At 32.1% G+C, this 19,253-nt stretch carries 22 protein-coding genes, 2 pseudogenes and 1 CRISPR repeat array (1 of these 25 cut by a window edge); of the genes and pseudogenes, 17 read left to right on the plus strand and 7 right to left on the minus strand.

The genetic code is table 11. The features are described 5' to 3' along the window. Window positions 1–82 precede the first annotated feature (82 nt). Window positions 83–370 carry a HEPN domain-containing protein gene (locus tag DFR85_RS29255; RefSeq protein ID WP_110271322.1) on the plus strand — a complete coding sequence of 96 codons (288 nt, stop codon included), beginning with the start codon at window positions 83–85 and terminating at the stop codon, window positions 368–370. After that, complete coding sequence (locus DFR85_RS29260; RefSeq protein ID WP_110271323.1) at window positions 355–681, plus strand: nucleotidyltransferase domain-containing protein; 327 nt, start codon at window positions 355–357, stop codon at window positions 679–681. Before DFR85_RS29255 ends, DFR85_RS29260 begins: the two co-directional genes overlap by 16 nt. A 126-nt stretch (window positions 682–807) precedes the next feature. Here the strand turns inward: DFR85_RS29260 and DFR85_RS29265 are convergent, their stop codons facing one another. The 4 genes from DFR85_RS29265 to DFR85_RS32015 form a co-directional block, all read right to left on the minus strand. Beyond that, window positions 808–1,284, minus strand: coding sequence for a hypothetical protein (locus DFR85_RS29265; RefSeq protein WP_110271324.1), 477 nt, complete (start codon window positions 1,282–1,284; stop codon window positions 808–810). A gap of 458 nt (window positions 1,285–1,742) precedes the next feature. Further along, on the minus strand, window positions 1,743–1,889 hold the full coding sequence (locus tag DFR85_RS32385; RefSeq protein WP_246252905.1) for a DUF4143 domain-containing protein: 147 nt from the start codon (window positions 1,887–1,889) through the stop codon (window positions 1,743–1,745). Window positions 1,890–1,901: 12 nt separating this feature from the next. Further along, window positions 1,902–2,060 carry a DUF8612 domain-containing protein gene (locus DFR85_RS32390; protein ID WP_489884297.1) on the minus strand — a complete coding sequence of 53 codons (159 nt, stop codon included), beginning with the start codon at window positions 2,058–2,060 and terminating at the stop codon, window positions 1,902–1,904. Between the two features lie 206 nt (window positions 2,061–2,266). Then, entirely contained in the window at window positions 2,267–2,614 is a 348-nt protein-coding gene (locus DFR85_RS32015; protein WP_162582842.1) for an AAA family ATPase, read from the minus strand. 564 nt (window positions 2,615–3,178) lie between these two features. Between DFR85_RS32015 and DFR85_RS29280 the strand changes: the two genes are divergently transcribed. From DFR85_RS29280 to DFR85_RS29305, 6 genes and pseudogenes are all read left to right on the plus strand, one after another. Next, window positions 3,179–4,531 carry an MFS transporter gene (locus tag DFR85_RS29280; protein ID WP_246252906.1) on the plus strand — a complete coding sequence of 451 codons (1,353 nt, stop codon included), beginning with the start codon at window positions 3,179–3,181 and terminating at the stop codon, window positions 4,529–4,531. Window positions 4,532–4,741: 210 nt separating this feature from the next. Beyond that, window positions 4,742–5,263 carry a hypothetical protein gene (locus DFR85_RS29285; RefSeq protein WP_110271326.1) on the plus strand — a complete coding sequence of 174 codons (522 nt, stop codon included), beginning with the start codon at window positions 4,742–4,744 and terminating at the stop codon, window positions 5,261–5,263. Window positions 5,264–5,304: 41 nt separating this feature from the next. Continuing rightward, window positions 5,305–5,971, plus strand: a pseudogene (locus DFR85_RS29290) (ATP-binding protein); the annotation flags it as partial. A 645-nt stretch (window positions 5,972–6,616) separates the two neighbouring features. Then, window positions 6,617–6,851 (plus strand): annotated as a pseudogene (locus DFR85_RS29295) (AAA family ATPase); the annotation flags it as partial. A gap of 194 nt (window positions 6,852–7,045) precedes the next feature. Continuing rightward, a complete protein-coding gene (locus DFR85_RS29300) occupies window positions 7,046–7,411 on the plus strand; it encodes a hypothetical protein (RefSeq protein ID WP_110271327.1) in 366 nt (121 codons plus the stop codon). Next, window positions 7,387–7,767, plus strand: a complete 381-nt coding sequence (locus tag DFR85_RS29305) for a clan AA aspartic protease (RefSeq protein WP_110271328.1) — start codon at window positions 7,387–7,389, stop codon at window positions 7,765–7,767. The genes DFR85_RS29300 and DFR85_RS29305 overlap by 25 nt, the downstream gene beginning before the upstream one ends. A gap of 130 nt (window positions 7,768–7,897) precedes the next feature. On the opposite strand, the gene DFR85_RS29310 is transcribed toward DFR85_RS29305, so the two are convergent. From DFR85_RS29310 to DFR85_RS29320, 3 genes are read right to left on the minus strand one after another with little or no spacing between them, the layout of a single operon-like run. Then, window positions 7,898–8,116, minus strand: coding sequence for a hypothetical protein (locus DFR85_RS29310; RefSeq protein WP_110271329.1), 219 nt, complete (start codon window positions 8,114–8,116; stop codon window positions 7,898–7,900). Between the two features lie 3 nt (window positions 8,117–8,119). Then, a complete protein-coding gene (locus DFR85_RS29315; RefSeq protein ID WP_110271330.1) occupies window positions 8,120–8,815 on the minus strand; it encodes a CRISPR-associated endoribonuclease Cas6 in 696 nt (231 codons plus the stop codon). After that, window positions 8,799–9,392 carry a hypothetical protein gene (locus tag DFR85_RS29320; RefSeq protein WP_162582845.1) on the minus strand — a complete coding sequence of 198 codons (594 nt, stop codon included), beginning with the start codon at window positions 9,390–9,392 and terminating at the stop codon, window positions 8,799–8,801. The genes DFR85_RS29315 and DFR85_RS29320 overlap by 17 nt, the downstream gene beginning before the upstream one ends. Window positions 9,393–10,226: 834 nt before the next feature. Between DFR85_RS29320 and DFR85_RS29325 the strand changes: the two genes are divergently transcribed. The 9 genes from DFR85_RS29325 (at window position 10,227) to DFR85_RS29365 (ending at window position 17,780) form a co-directional block, all read left to right on the plus strand. Next, window positions 10,227–10,655 carry a hypothetical protein gene (locus DFR85_RS29325; protein ID WP_110271332.1) on the plus strand — a complete coding sequence of 143 codons (429 nt, stop codon included), beginning with the start codon at window positions 10,227–10,229 and terminating at the stop codon, window positions 10,653–10,655. Beyond that, window positions 10,636–11,322 carry an RAMP superfamily CRISPR-associated protein gene (locus DFR85_RS29330; protein WP_110271333.1) on the plus strand — a complete coding sequence of 229 codons (687 nt, stop codon included), beginning with the start codon at window positions 10,636–10,638 and terminating at the stop codon, window positions 11,320–11,322. The genes DFR85_RS29325 and DFR85_RS29330 overlap by 20 nt, the downstream gene beginning before the upstream one ends. Further along, complete coding sequence (gene csx7 / locus DFR85_RS29335) at window positions 11,319–12,164, plus strand: type III CRISPR-associated RAMP protein Csx7 (RefSeq protein WP_110271334.1); 846 nt, start codon at window positions 11,319–11,321, stop codon at window positions 12,162–12,164. The genes DFR85_RS29330 and csx7 overlap by 4 nt, the downstream gene beginning before the upstream one ends. Beyond that, window positions 12,127–12,942 (plus strand): RAMP superfamily CRISPR-associated protein, encoded by an 816-nt coding sequence (locus DFR85_RS29340; RefSeq protein ID WP_110271335.1) that lies wholly within the window; start codon window positions 12,127–12,129, stop codon window positions 12,940–12,942. The genes csx7 and DFR85_RS29340 overlap by 38 nt, the downstream gene beginning before the upstream one ends. Next, window positions 12,939–13,094 carry a hypothetical protein gene (locus DFR85_RS29345; RefSeq protein WP_162582847.1) on the plus strand — a complete coding sequence of 52 codons (156 nt, stop codon included), beginning with the start codon at window positions 12,939–12,941 and terminating at the stop codon, window positions 13,092–13,094. The genes DFR85_RS29340 and DFR85_RS29345 overlap by 4 nt, the downstream gene beginning before the upstream one ends. Before the next feature lie 136 nt (window positions 13,095–13,230). Next, entirely contained in the window at window positions 13,231–15,492 is a 2,262-nt protein-coding gene (locus DFR85_RS29350; RefSeq protein ID WP_110271336.1) for a hypothetical protein, read from the plus strand. Then, window positions 15,489–16,076 carry an RAMP superfamily CRISPR-associated protein gene (locus tag DFR85_RS29355; protein WP_110271337.1) on the plus strand — a complete coding sequence of 196 codons (588 nt, stop codon included), beginning with the start codon at window positions 15,489–15,491 and terminating at the stop codon, window positions 16,074–16,076. The genes DFR85_RS29350 and DFR85_RS29355 overlap by 4 nt, the downstream gene beginning before the upstream one ends. Then, window positions 16,067–16,990 (plus strand): hypothetical protein, encoded by a 924-nt coding sequence (locus tag DFR85_RS29360; RefSeq protein ID WP_110271338.1) that lies wholly within the window; start codon window positions 16,067–16,069, stop codon window positions 16,988–16,990. The genes DFR85_RS29355 and DFR85_RS29360 overlap by 10 nt, the downstream gene beginning before the upstream one ends. A 1-nt stretch (window position 16,991) precedes the next feature. Then, window positions 16,992–17,780 (plus strand): RAMP superfamily CRISPR-associated protein, encoded by a 789-nt coding sequence (locus DFR85_RS29365; RefSeq protein WP_110271339.1) that lies wholly within the window; start codon window positions 16,992–16,994, stop codon window positions 17,778–17,780. A 59-nt stretch (window positions 17,781–17,839) separates the two neighbouring features. Next, window positions 17,840–19,253: a CRISPR direct-repeat array (repeat unit 25 nt; unit sequence CTTTCAATTCCTTTTTGGATGAAAC) (it continues 446 nt past the right edge of the window).

A 19,253-nucleotide genomic window follows, 5' to 3' on the forward strand; every position in this document is an offset into this window, starting at 1 on the left:
ACAGTTTTTGTTAGTACTCTCAGAAAGTTCTTAGCCAAAGAGTACAAATGAGAGATAATAATTACAAAGACTTAATGGAACTATCAGTACTGAACAATCTTTACAGTTAGCATTAAAGGCGACGCTCCTTGAGAATAAGGGTAATTATCCTTTTACTCATGAAATTAATGAACTAATAAGTTCTTTAAAAAATATGAAACCCGAACTGGTTGAATTAGAAAATAAGAATAAAGAATTGATAGCATTGTTAAAACTATCCTATACAGGGTCAAGATACTTTCCTAGTTCTTACGATAAAGATACTGCTAATAAGTTAATTAGTTTGGTAAAACAATTTTTAGAGGTAATAGGCTTATGGCAGAAAGAATAGAGTATTTTAATAATTGGAGAAAATACGCTTATGAGATCTGTGCTTCGCTAAAGAAGGTCTTACAAGATGTAATGGTAGTAGTCTTCGGTAGCGTAGTTAGCGGGAATTATGTGCCTTCTTTAAGTGATATAGATATTCTAATTGTAAGTGATAAGGTTGGCGGTATTTTATGGCAGGCTAAGATGAACCTTTACATATTATCTGAACTTAAGAGTGATATAACTCCTTTTGAATTTCATTATTCAAATTGGAAGGATTATGAGGAATTCTATAAGGAATTTTTCAATCCTAGGGTTGAAATTAGATGCTAATTTGTGAAATTCTTCAGTTTTTCTCAATAGAAACGTATAGCTAACTTTTAACTCAACAGAAGATTTAGAATCTATTTTACTTCTAGCTTAAGGCCTAAAAAATTCAATCAACAAGACAGATGTTAATTAAAAAATTACATATGTTCTTGTTTCTTTCTCATAGTCTATATGATCTCGTGGACCTACTCCTTCAATTCTTATATTATAGCCTCCAAATTTAGACGTTGAACGCTTTGTGTTAATCGATATCCGTGCTGCCCGTGCAAATACATATACCGAATATGTAATATAAGGATTCAAATACTCAATTGGCTCATAAGCAGAAATTATCTCCTCTTTATCGTTTTTAGCCTCTATTACTAAAAACTGTTTACCTAATGCTTCAATAGATACTAACCTTATTATAGTGAAGACATGGTGCATGTTAGCACTCAAATCTAGAAAGTATTTATATGCTGGTATTTCCGTAAATTCGTTATTTATGAATTTATTGCGAACTTCTACTACTTTATCCAAGAAATCATCTTTGTCTGAATTAAGAGTACTAACATATGTGCAATTCGGTGCTAATTTTTCACATGGACACAATGCAATTATAGGCACTCTATACTATGGATAAAAACTGCATATATATTTGTTTCCTAAAAATTTATGCTTAAAATGCTAATATTTTTATGACTATTATCCCAAATCATTTATAGAATTAATTTATATTTTTCATGACTTTAAAGAGCTAGGGAATTTCCTTCAAGAAGTCCACTGTTAATCATCTAATAAGGTAATCCAATCTCTTTACAATCAAATTCTAAAACCTCTTAGCGTTTTTAGATCATTAAAATTAACGTAAAAATGGAGTATTATCTAATCCGCCAACTGCTTGAGTGCTATATCATTAATATAAAAACATCATTTTCTTAGCAAAAACTTCCATATTGGTTCTAGAGTAATTTCCTTTCCATTATATTTAATTATGTCTTCTCTATCCCAAGTAATGATCTTGCATTTATAACCTAATGATGAAGAAGCTTTTACTAATCGATCTCCCTCTCTTTTATTCCGTCTCAGTCGTAAGTTACTTGAATAAGTTCTCTAGCCTTCTCATCTAAAAAATCTACTTCATAATCATTCCCTTTAACGTAATATATTCCCTTGTTTTGATTTTTTCTTAACAAATGTATTGCAACAATATTTTCCATCATTCTTCCCATGTCCTTCTTTATCTAAACCTCTTGTATAATCCCAGGATCTACTACATAAATTTTCTTATTTTCTTTAATCCTGCTAAGTTTTACAGAGTATCTTTCTGCTGGATAGATGATATAACTTAAAACAAGACCGTAAAACCACTGTTCAATCGTCTTATAATCTACATTAAGCATCTTTGATAACCTATTCAGTGAAATTTCAGAGGAGTAAAGAGAGAATATTGCAGACGAAAATCCTTAAACTTCGTTATCCTCTTAATTTTTAATCTCTGTACCACGTCCCTAAACAAGATATTATTATATATACTATCATTTGTCTACGTCTTAAGAGGAGCACTTCTGGAAATCTGTCAAATTCCATGTATTCTCTTAAGTAATTTTTAATTTTCGGCCTTTTCTCTAGTTGTCAATACATCATTATATTCAACTTTCTTAAAACGCAAGAACTCCTTGAATGAGAAAGGGAAAAGAACAAAGTCTACATGCCTTCCAGTTAGACTTGTTGAAAGTTCTCCCGAAAGTAACTTTGAATTGCTTCCAGTAATAATTATCCTTTTTGTATTCCTTAATCTACTAACAAAGGGCTCCCAACCTTGTATGTTCTGTAACTCATCAAAGATTAAATAAGGAACACTTCCGTAAAGTTCATAAATTGCCTGTTCAACTAAACGTAGATCTTCAACCTTTAACGTTCTTAATCTTTCGTCGTCAAAGTTTATATTATGCAAATTCCTTATCTTTTAAAAGTAGAAGAGATAAAGTAGATTTACCGCTCCTTCTGACTCCCAATATTGCAAGTACGTTTGGTATTTTTAGAATATCTAAAAGCTCGTTCCTAGGAACATCACTACATATAACTCTACTAAATCTTCTGACTCTTCTTTTTGTTCCTTTATGATACTCTTTATGTCTTCTACGTTCACGGATAATAATACACTTTCTACTTTATAAGTTTTGGAGTATACTCCAAAATCTATTCGTAAAAATATTGGAGTATAGTCCAAAGTAAGCTTTATGAGAAACTGACGCAAAGTTGTTTTCGCTGTTCTAGTTGAATTTTGATGGACAAAATTCTGAATCTAACGTAAGATTAAAAGTAAGTTATACGTTGTTAAAATTTTTAGGGATTCATAAGTTAACGTTGTTTATAAGGATTTACAACTTTTTATTATCATATTTCTCCAGTTTAAATCAATTATGCTATTTTCATAGTTTCATTCTATTATTTAGTTTCAGGAGAAAATCTTTTTAAAAATGGCTTTTATCTCACTTTATCAGAATTCATTTTCGCAATGTCAAACGAGAAAGTAAAGGGAAACGTAATAGGTAGAATGGAAAGATTACCTATAAGCAGGGTTCATTATAAATTTCTTCTTTTAGTTATGGGAGGAGAATGGGTAGAAACTCTAATGCTTTTAGGAAACGGAGTAATAGCTGCAGTTCTTTCCTCAGTTTTATTTTCTAGTATAACTGTTGCTGTTACCGCTATAACTACTGCTTTCTTTTTGGGTGAGACTGTAGGTAGTGTGTTTTTCGGTAGACTAGCAGATTTAAAGGGTAGAAGGACAGTTTTTCTAATTAATTTATTGTTATTTGGGTTTGGTTCGATAATAGCAGGATTTATGAGTAATTTTTACGTAATCTCTGTTTTAATGTTTATTGCAGGCATAGGTGTTGGTGGAGAATTTCCTTTAGTAGATACCTACACTTCCGAAATGATGCCAGGGAAGTTGAGAGGTAGTGGAGTTGCTTTAGTTTATACTCTGGCAGTTACTTCTGCACCGGTAATAGCTTTGGTCACTTACTTCTCTTCTCATCCTCTTAATTATTATTCATGGAGAATCCCATTGTGGTTCATGGGAGGTGCAGCTTTAATAGTTTGGGCTTTAAGAACCAGGTTAGACGAATCTCCACGTTGGTTAGAGAGTAAAGGAAGAAGGAGTGAGGCTGACGCAATTGTTGAAAAATGGGAAAATGAGGTCTTAAGAGAAGGTAAAACTTTACCTGAGCCCGAGAAGACTGAAGTTGTAGAGGAGCATTCCAAGATTTCTGAATTATTTTCTCACAGTTTAAGGAAAAGAACAATAATGATGATCATATTTCAATTCTTCCAGTCTGGAATATTCTATGGTTTTGTGGTATTGGCTCCGGAATTTCTTTTGGATAAGGGAATAAGTCTCGTTAATACTCTACTATTCTCCATCCTGATAGATACTGGTTTCATTGTTGGAAGTATCTTTAATTACTTCATTATAGACAAGGTAGATAGGAAATATGGCATAATAGGATCAGCGGTTTCTGCAGGAATATTGGGAACTGCCTTTGCACTTACTTCTAGCACAGCATTGACGGTTTTGTTAGGGTTTTTAGTTGCTTTTAGTTTATGGAATTTCTCTAATTTCTTTCATACATATCAAGCTGAAATATTCCCTACTAGAGTAAGGTCTACTGGTGCAGGATTGGTCTATAGCATTAGTAGATTTTCTACATCAATTTTAGTATTAATGATAACGGCCTTTTTCTTGCCTCTTGGGTTAGTTGCTACTTTCGGTATAATATGGGTATTTATAGCGATAGTTTCTTTAGATATAGGGATATTCGGGCCTAAAACTACTGGAAGGAAATTGGAGGACATTTCGAAATAATTTTTATTTTCTTAATTTTTAGTCATGATTATATAATTTATTAGATTTGTAATTGATTGAATTCAGCATAACTAATATATTGATGCATTTTCTTCCCCAAGCTTAAATAAGGTCGTACCTAATTAGACAACAATATCAAGGTCATTAGAAGGGTTTTTTATTTTATTTTTCTTAATATTATTTTAAAATCATACAACGATAATTTAAATTATGATAACGACGTATTTGATGAAGGGAAATGTAATAAGTTTGATTGCCTCAGTTATAATTTTGATTGGTTTAATCTTATTAGATTTAAGAGGATTAACATACGCATTATCTTTACCTTTCATATTAATTATGTGGATTGTGTGGATTCTTGCATTGCCATCATTATATTCTTATCATGAATCAAAACTAGATAAACCTAAAATAATGGACTATTTCGCGCTTTTCGCAATTATAATCACTTTCTTTGGTCTTATCTTAGCTTCCTTAGGCAACTTCACGGGTATTGAGATAATTCTTATAGGATACACACTTGAGCCAGTAGCCGGAATTTCAATTTATCTTACAACTAAAAAGATTAACTTAACATATTCTTCACTTTTCTTCTGGGGAGCTGTAGTGTTCACTGCGGGTCTACCACTATATTTAGTTAATCTAGGAATTATATCGATTATAGGAGATATAATAAAAATGATTGGGATAGTGGGACTATTAACTACAAATTTTTTAAAAGATAAACATTAATGAGTGATGTTTCGCAAGATTGGCGGAATATACTCCACAAAATGAACACAGAAGAAGCTAAGAGATTGGTAGCCGATCAAAAAGACCTAATAGAGGAAAAGCTTTCACAAAATTACGTAAAAAGAGACGTGAAAGATATTGATAGATTTCTAAGGATACCGAACGTATTAGCAATATTGGGAGTCAGAAGGTCCGGAAAATCTACCTTATCCTTAATATTAATGAAGGAATTGAAAGTCTGACCCCTACCTTAACTTTGATGATGAAAGCCTTTTTGGAATCAGTAGTAACGATTTAAGGAACATTGAACAAGCTATCTACGAAGTTTACGGTAATGACGTAAATTATTTAGTTTTTGACGAAATACATAACGTAAAAGGCTGGGAGTTATTTGTCTCGAGACTTAGGGAAACTAAAAGAATAATAACTGGTAGTAACTCCAAAATGCTCTCCGTAGAATTGGCTACAGTATTAACTGGAAGACATTCAGATTTAATTCTTTTTCCTTCTCCTCTAAGGAATACTTAAGGTTTAAAGGAGTTAAAGACGAAATACCCTTATCTACTAGACAGCAGAGGTCAGACCGGCCCTTGAAAAATATCTGGATGAGAGAGGCTTTCCTGAAGCTTTAATTATTTGGAAAAGATCAAAGTTGACGTAATATATAACGATATACTTTTCAAAGACGTAGTTTTTAGGTGTGAACTACTACGCCCTAACGGGCGTGGCTTCCTGCTTCAAAGCCGAGGCTTGCCAAAGGTAGAGGTCTCAGCTCCACAGGCACTAAGGGTCGTTCCGACCCCGAGCACTAATGTGAACCCACAGTATCCCAATATGGGACTGTTGAATGGAGCAGAGGCGTACCACATGGACCCTCGCTTTAACTAAGGCGTCTCAGTGACGCTTACTCCGTCAGTGACTGCCATTAATAGAATATTTGAAAAATACGTATTTAAATGTAACCACAAAGGAGGCTATCCATCTCCACCCTTACCGGTAGACCCAAAATCATATTACAAATATAAATTCAACATTAAACCTCATATTTTTTCTTAATAAATAAAAGAATATATTTTATTATACTCATAATCAAGAGCATTAAGAATAATGTATTAAATAATCAATGTAAATAAAACAGATTCTATCATATACATCCCATCATTTTCTAATATTATAATAATATTCCTCAGTTAATTGTGTGGAAATATAAAAAATCTAATATGGTACTTGAAAATTTATAAAAATTATCATATAATTATCTAACTAATTACATTAAATCTTTACGAACTACTAATAATGAATAAAAATTATTTTTACTAATTAGATTTTGGGTCTACCGGTTAGGGCGGAGTAGTTCACTACGTGAAAGGAAGAGACTTTGAAGCCGATTTTTACGATGAGTTTAACTCTAGGTTAATTCAAGTTACATACGCTATAGATAAGGTGGAGGAAAGAGAAATAAAAGGGATTATGAAAGCTAACGAACTTATCAAGGCTAAGGAATTGATAATAGTAACTTATGATATTGAAGGAAAGAGAAGGTAAAGAAATAAAAATTATTCCTTTATATAAATTCTTGCTAAAATAGTAGTCATAAATCTCATATATTAAAATATTTTCGTCTTTTTAGATAATAAAATAAATTTTGCTAAACCTACGCCAATAGTCTTTTGAGTTAACGTTGAGCTTTTTAGATTGACGATGGATAAAACTTATCGAAAGTACTAACGTTAAATGTTAATAAAGATAAACTTTATTATATTGATAATCAAAATTTAACTTATGACGACAAAGGTTCTTATAAAAAATATGGATGAAAGCATTTACAGAATGCTAAAGGCTAAGGCAGCAATGTTAGGAATAAGCGTTTCTGATGCAATACAACAAGCTATTTCATTATGGCTTAATGTAACAGATAGTATCTCTGATCAGAATTATGCTATTCTTAAGACTAATCAAGAAGCAGTAAAGGCTTTCAATGAAGGAAATTATGTTTTAGTATGCGATGGTAGATATGTAGGTTCTTTTGATGATGAGAAAAAGGCATTAGAGAAGGCTAAGGAGTATGAGAAATGTATGATAAGTAATAAGAATTATCCAAGACAGGATATAGGAGAGTGGGGATGGTCATCGATTGCTTTAGAATAAATGAGAGACCAGAAATTCCGATAACTGTTGTTGATATAGTTAAGGAAAAATCTATTGAAGTTAATGCTTTAATAGACACAGGATTTTCTGGTTTTCTACTTTTGCCAAACTCCTTGTATTCAAAAGTTAACACCGTAGAATTGGACGAAAGTTTTTGGAGAACATATGCTACTCTTAATGGTATAGTGAAAACTAAAGTAGCTAAAGCTAAGATTAAAATAGGAAAAATTGAATTGGAAAGTTTTATAGAAAGTCCAGTCTTAGGTAGAGATTTAACGTTAATAGGTAGAGAACTGTTAAAGAAAATTAGTGTAGAAATTAAGAAAGGGAAAGAAATATGTGTAGATGATCCTTAGGCTTTAAATTGACTTATCTTAAAGGTTAAATTTGTATATATTATGAATAATTCTTTCTAAATTGAGGAAAATTATGTAGAATTTGTATCTAAAAATTATTTCAAGTTTAAGAAAAAAGATAGAATAGGAACTAATCTGGTTGCTGATTCTCTATAGACAGCCTATTTACGAAGGCTTTATTTCCTATTTTTTCTATAGCACCCATTTTCTCTAAGGAGTTTAACGTGGATATTACGTCGTCTTTTCTGAAAGTTATCCCTTTTTCTAACAATTTCTTCTCTAAAGAATAAACACTAACTATTCTTTCAGATTTATATAGCAAACCTACAAATTTTTCATCCATTTCCATGGATTAACACCTTATGTTTACTACTCCGAAACCGTTATGTCTTGAACTTCCTATTCCTTTAGCTTGAGCGTTTTCCAGGATTGATCTCAGCTCTGGAAAGTAACCTCTTATCCTGAAATTCATTCTCCCAACTATCCCCTTTACCTTTTTATTAGAATAGACAACGTTTATTGAATGATAATCTGAGGGTTCCTCACTAACATTTTTCTCAATATCATAAAGTATCTTATCTAGTTCTGGGCCTCGCCTAAGCTTCATCTCATCCATAGCATTTACTGCAAAAACTATGAATGATGCATTAGTGAACCTCTTTTTCTCGTCCTTAACAAAAGGATCTGGAAATATTGCAGGAGTAAGTATGTCCACTTTGACGTATTCTTTGCATTCCAACGATACAGAAGATACTTTAACGTCTTTAATTTTCCATAATGTATTAAAGACGTTAACGTCATTAATTTGTGACAGTGCCTTTATCATTTCCTCTTCTTCGCCTCCAACTCTGAAAGTGTAAGTTTTTCCTCCCTCTACTTCTATATACGTTGGAACATCACTCTCTTTGAATATGAATTTCTCACCGTCGTACAGCGGGGATATTGAAAGTTTATAATTCTTGAGTATGGTTTTTCCTACTTTGCTAGTGAATGGCGGTATTATTGCATTATTTTCGGGTCTGACTTCTATTTCAGCTAAAAGTTTCACGATAAGCACCCACTGCTTTTTCCAAAAGTTCTTTTGCAACTTCTGGAGATATGATCTTTGAGCCTTGATATATTATTGCGTACATTGTAGCATAGGTCAGTTTAGCGATACCGCCATTTAGTTCTTTCCTCATAGTGTACAATAGGAAAGGCTTAACTGAAATTCCTTCTACGTAAGATTTGATAGCAGCATGAAAGAGAGTTTGTAATCCGTCTCTATACCGTATAATTTGGTTCTGGGCAATTTTTTCGAAGACTGTCTTCTGTTCAATTACAGTGTATTTATTTTCGTAATCACTTACAGAAAATACAGTAGTTCCTGCAATTTCTACTTGTCTTCTTACGTCTTTTTTCCAAGATTTGTAAAAACGGTCATAAATATAGTCTTCTGCAGTATAAGTTACTTTACGTGTTTCATGGTTAGAATTCGTTAGTCTATCAACTAGTTGAGTTACTGAAACCTGGTTAATACTATTGTTATGTTTTTTGCTTTCCCTACGACTTAACAATACATAGTCGTCAATGATGATCTTAATTTGCTCTGCATAATATACTCTACACTGAAAGAGAGACGACATCGTCATCAGCTCCCTCATTGTACAGTCGATAAACTTTCTAAATTAACAACGTTCTTGTTGTATGTTTTCAAAAATAGTCTTATATTTAATTCGAAATTATATGACGTACGAATCATTTTTCCACACTACTAAATCATAGTAAAAGGCTAATATAAGCTTTTCTTTTTAATTATTGCTTATAGAAATCTAATTTTGAATACTATATTGTGTAATACCTGGTACATTTGTCATATATTTATGTTTCAAGATTTTCCAAAATTTCTTATCTTTAGTCTTATTTTGAAATAATAAGTTATATATTAAATTAAATATTTTATAAAAATCAAATTTCCATGTTCGTTAAAAAAAAGGTACAAAAATGCGGTCATTAAAAAGGAATCTTACGTTATATATTTTCGTTAAGCCTATCAATTCATTTATGGACAATTATTATTCACGAATTAGTTTATAAGTATATATGAAGTTATAATGAGTTGATTTATGATTTTAATAGTAGCTCCATAAAATTCTTACTCATTTAAATAACGTAAAATCAGGAGTAATAAGACAATAACTTTCTGGAAAAATTAACTTTTATGAGTCTCAATAAGAACATGAAAAAAGGAGCAATATAAATCCTATGAATACTCAACTCCGTAACAATGAGATCTAATAAACACTTTTTATTTGGACACGCACATTTTGAGAAATCTTCAAAAATCATAACGTATACTTTTATCGATATCTTTAAATAATAGGATCTTCGAGTAATTATTACCCTATAATGATTTATTTTTAGTAACCTTTTTATAATATAATCCACAATGACTTTATATAGAAAATTTAGGTGGAAAAATGTCTCAAGGTACTCAAAATAAATCCCAAAATTCAGATTTATACGATAATTTGGCAAAAGTAGTAGTTAAGGCTAAACAGGAAGGTTTTTCGTCATCTCAAGTTAACAGTTTCTTGGAATATTCACAATCTACTACAGATAAGAACGAATTATTCGTCTTTATAATGAGACAGGCCGAAAGAGGCGAATACACAGAAACTGCTAGGTTAATGCTGAGCTATCTTAAAGATAAGGATATGTCAGAAATAAGGAAGTTTATCGGACTATTAAAGTGGTTAATGGAAGCAATAGGAAACATTAATGTACCTTCTAATATTAATAATTTTGAATCATTGATTGACCTCTATATTAAGAACGTTAACAGTAATCCAGGCTATTCTGGACATTCTAAATATCAAGGTGGGTCTCATGGATATAGTAGGAGCTGATTTCAATAATCTATCTTCAATAATTGACATTTCTGGACAACTTGTTAACGAATCTCCTTTAAGAGTAGGAGGAGGTAGGGGAAACAAATTTGATTCTGCTGCAGATTCTCCAATAATTACTATGGGTAACATTCCTTTCATCCCAGGCTCTACTTTAAAAGGAGCCTTAAGGTCTCTCGCTGAAGCCTATGCAAATAGTATGGGTTGGAAAGTTGTCTATCCGTATGAAGATAAGGAAAACGAACTTAACGATTGTATTACATGCATCTTATTCGGCTCTAAAAAAGTAGCTTCTAGAGTTTATTTATTTGATTCTCCTTTAAAGGGAGATGTTAGAACCGGGATAAGGACTATGGTTGCAATTAACAGAGTTTTTGGAGCTCAACAACCTAAAATGTTATATATTTTAGATTATATAGAGCCTAATTCTATTTTTGACTTCAAAATGAGAATAATTAACCTTGACATTATTAATGGGGAGAACGAAGAGTGGAAGAAGAAAGGAGTGCAAATAATGAATTTCCTTATATCTCAATTAAAGGAAGGAATAATGATAGGTTCTAGGAAAAGCACTGGTTACGGTTTAGTTAAGCTTAATGACGCTAAGTATGTTTTAAAGAAGTTGGATAACGGAGAGATGAAGATAATTAAGGAGGGATCATTATGACTTTCTTAATAAGAAAGGATATTTTTGCAAGAAGAGTAAAGATTTACGGTAAGATTGAGACTTTAGCCCCTTTAAGGATAGGAAAAGGCAGAGGAGAGACTAATCCAGAATCTGCTGCTACAATGCAGATTATAAGGACTTACGACGAAAAGCCTTTGATTCCTGGCAGCAGTTGGAAGGGAATTTTTAGATCTACTGGAGAGAAAATAGCCAAAGAAAAAGGAATTTTCACTTGTACTGGTTTAACTAGGCAAACTTGTATGGATAAGATTTTAAATCAAGTTCAGTCATTGATGTCAAAAGACATTGATGAGGCTGTAAAATTAGTATGGGATGAAACTTGCATTAATTGCAAGATTTTTGGAGCACCTTCTCTTTATTCTGCAATTTCATTATTTGACTCAGTGGCTGAAAAATTCAATATAGGATATAGGCCTATGATAGCTATAAGTAGGGATACGGGAGCAGTAACTAAAAGTGCATTAGCTACAACAGAATACGTTGAGCCAGGATCAATTTTCCCTTTTCTACTAATAGGGAATAATCTTCCAAATTATGCTATAGGTTACATTATCAAGATCATGAGATACATTAATGAGGGTTTAGTACAGATAGGAGGAAATAAGAGCAGGGGTTTCGGATTTATAACTTTCTCTAAATTAAGTCTAGAAGTAAGTGACTATAGAGACGGTAAGTTAAAGGCTATAGACGACCTCGATAAGGAAGTAAATATAGAGTTACCTAAAGATTCTGAAGGTAAAGATTTCTTCTCAAAAACAAAGCCTCTGGAGGAAGTGTTCGATAATGCAAAGATTACCTTCCCACACAATAATTTACACTAATAGAAGTCTACCTCAAATAATGAAGGTCCAGATGACCTTGAGCGTTATTTCAGAATATCTTCACATTTCAGAAGATCCAAAACCTTTACCTTCAGTTAAAGTAAAAGGTGACGTATCAAAGGTTATTAATGAATTCATTTCGAGTAAGAACCCTAACCTAGACGCTTACTTTGAAAGAGATTACGTAAAATTCATGAGCACAGAAAAAGGTTTAGTAATCCCAGGAAATACTGTAAAAGGAGCAATAAGGAGCAGGTTAGAATTATTAATGGATTGTGCATGCTATGATTCCTTAGGAAATAGACCTTCTAAGAGTAAAAGCAATAGATACATAAGTATTTATCATCCTAGGAGGAAAAATAGCGATAGATTCGATCAATATAAGAGCAAATATATTTGTTACGTTTGCAATCTTTTTGGGAATGCTGGATTAGCTAGCAGAGTTAATTTCAGTGACTTAGAATTTCAAGAAGGTAAAGTGGATTTTGTACCAATAAAAGGCACACTCTACGAAGTTGTAAGAAAAGGCTCTATTTTTAAGGGCAATGTAATATTGGATAATCCTCAACCGCACGAAATAGGTATGCTACTTTACGGTTCAGGATATAGAGGACAAGGTAAATGGAAAACCTTGTTATTGGGAAGATTTAAATATGAAATGAAAGAATTCGGAAGAATTAAATTCAATATTCAAATTAACAACGCTGATTCTTATCTTAATTCTTTTTTAACCTTACATAAGGGTCACGTCCACGACGTAGAGGAGGATTGGAAATGATTCTCTGTTTTAAAAGAGATTTGAGTGTTGAAATAAATGGAACTGAATGTGTAACAAAAGTTGAAGTTGAGGAGGAAAAATTCAACGATAAATATCGTATAAAATACAAAGATCTCCATTATGTTGAAGAAAAGGTGATGAGAAATTATTAGAGGAGTTTATAGACCATTAAAAAAAGAAGTAGATTTTGCTGACGAAGGAAAAAACAATCAAGCGTTTAAAAAGCTAATAGACTTAACTGTAAAGTCAATATTAATACTCTCTGGAAATATTAATACTCCAGAAGATTTGGCTAACGCTTTAGCAGATACTATCTCCCTAGTCTATAAGGCCCCTATGGTTCTCCCTCCTTTACCTTATACATCTAAAGATAATTCAATAATTACTAATAATTTTGATTATCTTACAGCATATGTAATTAATAGATACATTAAAAATATAAAACCTTCAGAAATTCTTGACATGAAAGCTGATAATCTCACAAAAATATTAAAATATAGTTCCTATACTGATATTGAAGAGATTTATGAGGCCCTTCTCTCAACTCCTGCAGATACAAGGCCTGGAAAGAACTTTTCTTCATTAGCTGCTCATATGAATCTAACTTCATTAATAGGTTGGTTAATATTTGGTGAAGCTAAGGATATACCTTATTATAGATTAGCAGCTATACTCCACGACGTAGGAAAGATAATTAAACCTGAAGCACATCTTGACGGAGCTAGCTTATTCTTTAATGAAGTGATTCAAAAGGTAAAGGAAGAAGGAGTAAAGGGAAACATTATTGATTATTTAGGAGTAGTAAAGGACAGAGTTGAAAAGCATCATTCCTTAGATTTCAAACCAGATCATATAGCTGCAGAAAATGAGAGGTTTCCTAATGAGAAAATTGAGGAAGTCTTCTCTAAAAATGAGGAATGTTCACCGTTTTCTGAAATGCTTAACCAAAAAAGCACTGCAGATTCTATAAATATTGAGAATAAATGGATAAAGGAACTAGGAGAAGAGGAATATAGGAAAAGATATTCAAAATGTTCAGCTTTAGCTTACGATCATATTATGCAAAATAAAGGCGAGAAGAAAATTGAAAACAATAAAGTTAATGGATACATATATTATATTAATTTCCCTGGAGTTCAATCTTTTATTGAGTACTTTAGCAATCTAAAGGACATTTCCACTGCTAGTTTTATGGTAGATTTCATAGTATCTACTCTACCTTTTGTGCACTTCGACAATCTACTTCAGAAAACAAGACTTCCTCTAGAGGCTTTGCTTGCAGTTAGTGGAGGACATTCGATTCTAGTAGGAAGATCAGATGTAGAACCAGAGAAATTTATTGATGACTTAAAAAACGATTCGTTATTAAGGGATCTAGATATAGAACTTCCCATTACTTATAAACCATTCTTCGTTAACGAGAATCTAGCTTCTTATGACGTTATCTCCGATCTAATGAGAGAATCTCAATTTAATAGTTTGAAATTTAAAGGTTCTAAAATACTTTCCCTTGGATTACACAGGATATGCGATAACTGCAAAGAAAGGCCTGCAGTAGACAAGGTCGGTGAGGAATACCTATGTTCAAGATGTAAAACCATAAAGGATTTTGCTAATAAAAGAGGATTTTCTGCCAGAGTAAAACCTAAGTATATTATATGCAATAAGGAGGTAGATATAGGATATAATGGAATAGATCCTATGGTTTTCATTTCTGGAGGCAATTCAGACGATGATCCTAGGTACGTAAGCATAATAAAATTTGACGCTAATGATGCGTCAATGTATTTTGCCAACACATTAACGTGGAGCGAATACGTCGATAAGAGTTTCTACACCGATTATTGGATAAAGAAAAGTTTGAGAGAGACAGCCAAAGAATATTACAATAAAAATCAAGAAATGGTAAAAAGATTAATAGCAGGAATTCAATTCTTGGGAGGAGATGAGGGTCTACTCATATCTCCTGCATTAATTTCCATCAATTTCATGATAGACATGATAAAAAAAGTATATAGGAACACTGGAGTTACGTTTAAAGTTGGAATAGTTACAGTAAAACCTGATCACCCAGTACAATTTGCAGTATCTACTGCGGAAAAAATAATGGACGAGGCAAAAATAGAAAAAGATGAGGTAAATATTGATAGGAATTCCATTGGAATACTAGTTTCGCCATCTTTTGTTTCTCCATCAGCCATAAGAAGCTTCCAAAGATTTGGAGATTTCACAATACTTTCCTATAAAAATACTATTAGCGAAGTCGAGGACATTTTAAACGACGTAAAAGTGGATATTTCAGGCAAGGACGAAAATTTTAAGGATTTTGTGAGAGAAATGGAAAGTATTGTACAATTTCTATATATGCATAAAAACATTAATGAAACAATTATTTATTTAATTAGAGAAAGGGTTAGACACAAGGAATATTCTCAACTTATAGACAAGATTCTTAAAAGTTATAAAATCGATGAAAAGAAAATCAATATATTAGATATTTATTTTATTTTGAAAAGTATTGATTCCGGATTTTCCAAGGTGAGAGAATGAAATTCGAAGTTCATTTAAAAAACCTAAGTTCTTTAACTATAGGTAATAGTTCAAGAATAGCTTACGTAGATATAGGATTTAACGATATGGGTATCCCAGGCTCAAGCATTAAAGGAGCAATGAGAACTGCAATATCTTGGGCAATAAAAAACGGATTAGTTAGAGAATTCACTTCCTGCGGTGAAGTAAGGCCAGAAAAAATAATAGAAGCACATAAGAAAGGAGTATGTGACGTATGTAAGCTGTTTGGATATCCAGATCACGAAGGCATACTAAGAGTATCTTCAATCAGCATAAATAAAATAAACGTCCTTACAAGGGTTTCAATAAAAGACGATACTAATACTTCAAAAGAACATGCATTATTTAAACAAGAAGTCATCCCTCCAAATCAAGACTTTACTTTCGAAGTAGAGCTCTACACTCAAGATTGCAGGATGCTAGAATTAACTTTATTGTCACTATATTTCTTAAGGCTCTGGAGGTTAGGGAGAGGAGGAATGATAGATTTAAAGATCGATGAAATAAAGGAATGTCCTTCTTTAGAAATAAAGAAATATTTAGGTGATTGGTTATGGCAATAATTCTCAGAATAACGCCAAAAGAACCTATTTCCTTCTACACTAGAGCTATAAAGACATATTACTACACTACGAAAGACTATATTCCTGCAACGACATTGAGGGGAGCATTACTAGAATCTTATCTAAGAAATAGTGGCGATTTGTACAAGAAAATATCAGACTTTTACGTCAGTCCTGCCTTTCCCTTGAACTCTGCCCCTTCTCACCCATTTTTACCTGCTATTTCAAGAAAAAGTGAAGATTTCGTAGAAGAACCGAATTCACTTCAAATTAAAAATTTACAAAACGATTTAGAAAGAACGTTAAATGAGATAAAAGAGAAATATTCTAAGGATCAATATCCAAAACCAAAAACTGGAACTATTGTTAAATTAGAAAACACAAATTCTATTCCATATAAATATAAAAGTTTTGGATTTAATTCAATAATTAATATGCATGTAGCTATAAACAAATTCCACGGAGCGTCTGAATCAGGAATGCTATTTGCTTATGAATATAAGGAAGTTGGAGATTTATGGGCTATTGCAAGCGAAGATTTGGGAGTAAATGAGGCTTATATTGGAAAATCCAGATATAAAGGAGCAGGAAAAGTTGAAGTAAAGAAAGTTAAAGAATACGAAATACCTAATCCTAATGAAGGAGATTGGGCATACTGCCTAAGTCCTTGTATAGAAAAATTCCTTGACAAATCATTCTTCGAATACGAAGAAGCCTTAGGTAAAGAAGAACTGTATAATGCCTGGTTTACTTACAAAGATCTAATGGGGAGAAAACCATTATTGAAAGTCCTATCTCCAGGATCTATAGTAAAAATAAAGAAGATTTATAATATAGACGAATTAAAACCGGCAGGACTCAATTTCATAATAAAAATAAACGACTTAGGATCATTCTTACGTGGGGTGCAATAAAATGAAATTTTACTTATTTAATCTAATTTTCAAAACAAGCGGATTAAGGATAGGAGGAGAAACAGATAAGAAAGTACTATATTTCCTAAAATACGATGAGATGTACGTTATACCATTTAGCTCATGGAAAGGATCGTTCAAAAGGATAAGCGAATATGTAGCAAAGTCAATGAAAATAGGTAGTTCAGATAAACACAAAGATGATAGACATGAAGGTTATACCGATAACGAAATCGAGGACATACTTCAATCAATTAAACAGAAAGGCGATAAAATAAGAGGAGAAGAAATTGAAAGCGATAAATACCCGAATTTGTCATCAATATTTTCGCCAAATAACGAATATAGTGTAAGAGATGTAGAAGATAAAATAAGAGAATACATTGCCTCAATTAAGTGCCCTATAGATGGACTTTACGGTTCTAATTTCTTTGCCTCAAAATTAACATTTAGCGATTCAGTATTTCATGAAAATGGAACATTCCTAACTCACGTAACAATAGATAGAATGAAAATGAAAGCATATGAAGAAGACAAGGGAGGTCACCTATTTGACGAGGAGGTTTTAAGGCCACAAAAAATTGAGCTTAAAATTATTCTTAGAATACCTAATGAAAACGAATTAAAAGTATGGAAGAATACACTAAAGTTTATAAATACTGAAGGATTACAGATAGGTGGCGGAAAATCAAGAGGATTAGGAATGCTTACACTGGATAAAGAAAGTACATTTGACGAAATTGAAAATTTTAACAAAATAAGTTATAGCATAAAAGATATTCTTAAATAATATTCCAATTTTTTGTGGATTTATTATACCGAGTTTTCCTATCATTTTCTCTTTCAATTCTTCCAATTCCTTTTTGGATGAAACCGCGGAAACATTATGCAGGGTTGAATACTCAAAGTTAGATCTTTCAATTCCTTTTTGGATGAAACATAGGTTTGAATGCCTAGAGATGAGTGACGGAATGCTAACCTTTCAATTCCTTTTTGGATGAAACTTAAAAATATTTGGCAAGCAATACATGTTTCCTATTCTATACTTCTTTCAATTCCTTTTTGGATGAAACTACATTATTACCAGTATATTGAAAATTTATTCGAAAAACCCTTTCAATTCCTTTTTGGATGAAACTCAGAGAGAGTCTTAAAACTCTCCCTGACTTCCCTGACGTCTTTCAATTCCTTTTTGGATGAAACATGACACAAGAAAATGTTCAAATGGAAAAAATGAACTTTCAATTCCTTTTTGGATGAAACTTATAGATTATGGGTATGATGTCCTAGGACAATTAATACTAAACTTTCAATTCCTTTTTGGATGAAACCTATTCTCAAATTGTGTTTCTTCGCAGCTTTTTCAACTTTCAATTCCTTTTTGGATGAAACTTTGCCTTTAGGCTAAAGAACGGTGTGATCCTAAAGGTAAGACCTTTCAATCCCTTTTTGGATGAAACTTATACTATAGATATGGAAAAGACAAAATACGTATTAATTAACTTTCAATTCCTTTTTGGATGAAACGAGTACTTTGAGTTTGACATATACAATAAGAAGCCATACGTGCTTTCAATTCCTTTTTGGATGAAACCCCATTGCTTCCTTCTTTGTTCTTCATTAATGTATCCTTTCAATTCCTTTTTGGATGAAACTCGCCATCAGGGAAACATTTACATATCTTTATCGTGCTTGACTTTCAATTCCTTTTTGGATGAAACCTGATAGCGTAATAGAGACATACTTGAAAACATTAATGTATCCTTTCAATTCCTTTTTGGATGAAACCTAAGACTAGATTTCCATGTTTACTCCATTAGAAGTTATAATCTTTCAATTCCTTTTTGGATGAAACTAAGTTCAAATTATAAAAATTTGAACCCAATCGAAAAAATTCTTTCAATTCCTTTTTGGATGAAACATCAGCCATCGCAAAACACGGTAAAGAACTGATACTAAACTTTCAATTCCTTTTTGGATGAAACAATTGAACAGGATAGCAAGCGAAAGGAAAGTCACAGTTAACTTTCAATTCCTTTTTGGATGAAACATAGCAAATTATTAACGAAATTATTCCAGTCTTGCAAAGTCACTTTCAATTCCTTTTTGGATGAAACAGGAATCCAATTGCTGCAGGACAGCAACGGCAACTTATACTTCTTTCAATTCCTTTTTGGATGAAACAGCTATAGCTAATTATTTTTCTTTCTTTGATAATTTCTTTCAATTCCTTTTTGGATGAAACGAACAAATTATCGAAAAT

Source organism: Acidianus brierleyi (assembly GCF_003201835.2).
GTDB lineage: Archaea > Thermoproteota > Thermoprotei_A > Sulfolobales > Sulfolobaceae > Aramenus > Aramenus brierleyi.

Coding starts and splice junctions, on each gene's coding strand:
- DFR85_RS29300 (WP_110271327.1), top strand. CDS start 7,046: ATGACGACAAAGGTTCTTATAAAAAATATGGATGAAAGCATTTACAGA.
- DFR85_RS29310 (WP_110271329.1), bottom strand. CDS start 8,116: ATGGAAATGGATGAAAAATTTGTAGGTTTGCTATATAAATCTGAAAGA.
- DFR85_RS32390 (WP_489884297.1), bottom strand. CDS start 2,060: ATGCTTAATGTAGATTATAAGACGATTGAACAGTGGTTTTACGGTCTT.
- DFR85_RS29285 (WP_110271326.1), top strand. CDS start 4,742: ATGATAACGACGTATTTGATGAAGGGAAATGTAATAAGTTTGATTGCC.
- csx7 (WP_110271334.1), top strand. CDS start 11,319: ATGACTTTCTTAATAAGAAAGGATATTTTTGCAAGAAGAGTAAAGATT.
- DFR85_RS29320 (WP_162582845.1), bottom strand. CDS start 9,392: ATGTCGTCTCTCTTTCAGTGTAGAGTATATTATGCAGAGCAAATTAAG.
- DFR85_RS29280 (WP_246252906.1), top strand. CDS start 3,179: ATGTCAAACGAGAAAGTAAAGGGAAACGTAATAGGTAGAATGGAAAGA.
- DFR85_RS29345 (WP_162582847.1), top strand. CDS start 12,939: ATGATTCTCTGTTTTAAAAGAGATTTGAGTGTTGAAATAAATGGAACT.
- DFR85_RS29305 (WP_110271328.1), top strand. CDS start 7,387: ATGGTCATCGATTGCTTTAGAATAAATGAGAGACCAGAAATTCCGATA.
- DFR85_RS32385 (WP_246252905.1), bottom strand. CDS start 1,889: ATGGGAAGAATGATGGAAAATATTGTTGCAATACATTTGTTAAGAAAA.
- DFR85_RS29340 (WP_110271335.1), top strand. CDS start 12,127: ATGCAAAGATTACCTTCCCACACAATAATTTACACTAATAGAAGTCTA.
- DFR85_RS29360 (WP_110271338.1), top strand. CDS start 16,067: ATGGCAATAATTCTCAGAATAACGCCAAAAGAACCTATTTCCTTCTAC.
- DFR85_RS29355 (WP_110271337.1), top strand. CDS start 15,489: ATGAAATTCGAAGTTCATTTAAAAAACCTAAGTTCTTTAACTATAGGT.
- DFR85_RS29325 (WP_110271332.1), top strand. CDS start 10,227: ATGTCTCAAGGTACTCAAAATAAATCCCAAAATTCAGATTTATACGAT.
- DFR85_RS29330 (WP_110271333.1), top strand. CDS start 10,636: ATGGATATAGTAGGAGCTGATTTCAATAATCTATCTTCAATAATTGAC.
- DFR85_RS29365 (WP_110271339.1), top strand. CDS start 16,992: ATGAAATTTTACTTATTTAATCTAATTTTCAAAACAAGCGGATTAAGG.
- DFR85_RS29260 (WP_110271323.1), top strand. CDS start 355: ATGGCAGAAAGAATAGAGTATTTTAATAATTGGAGAAAATACGCTTAT.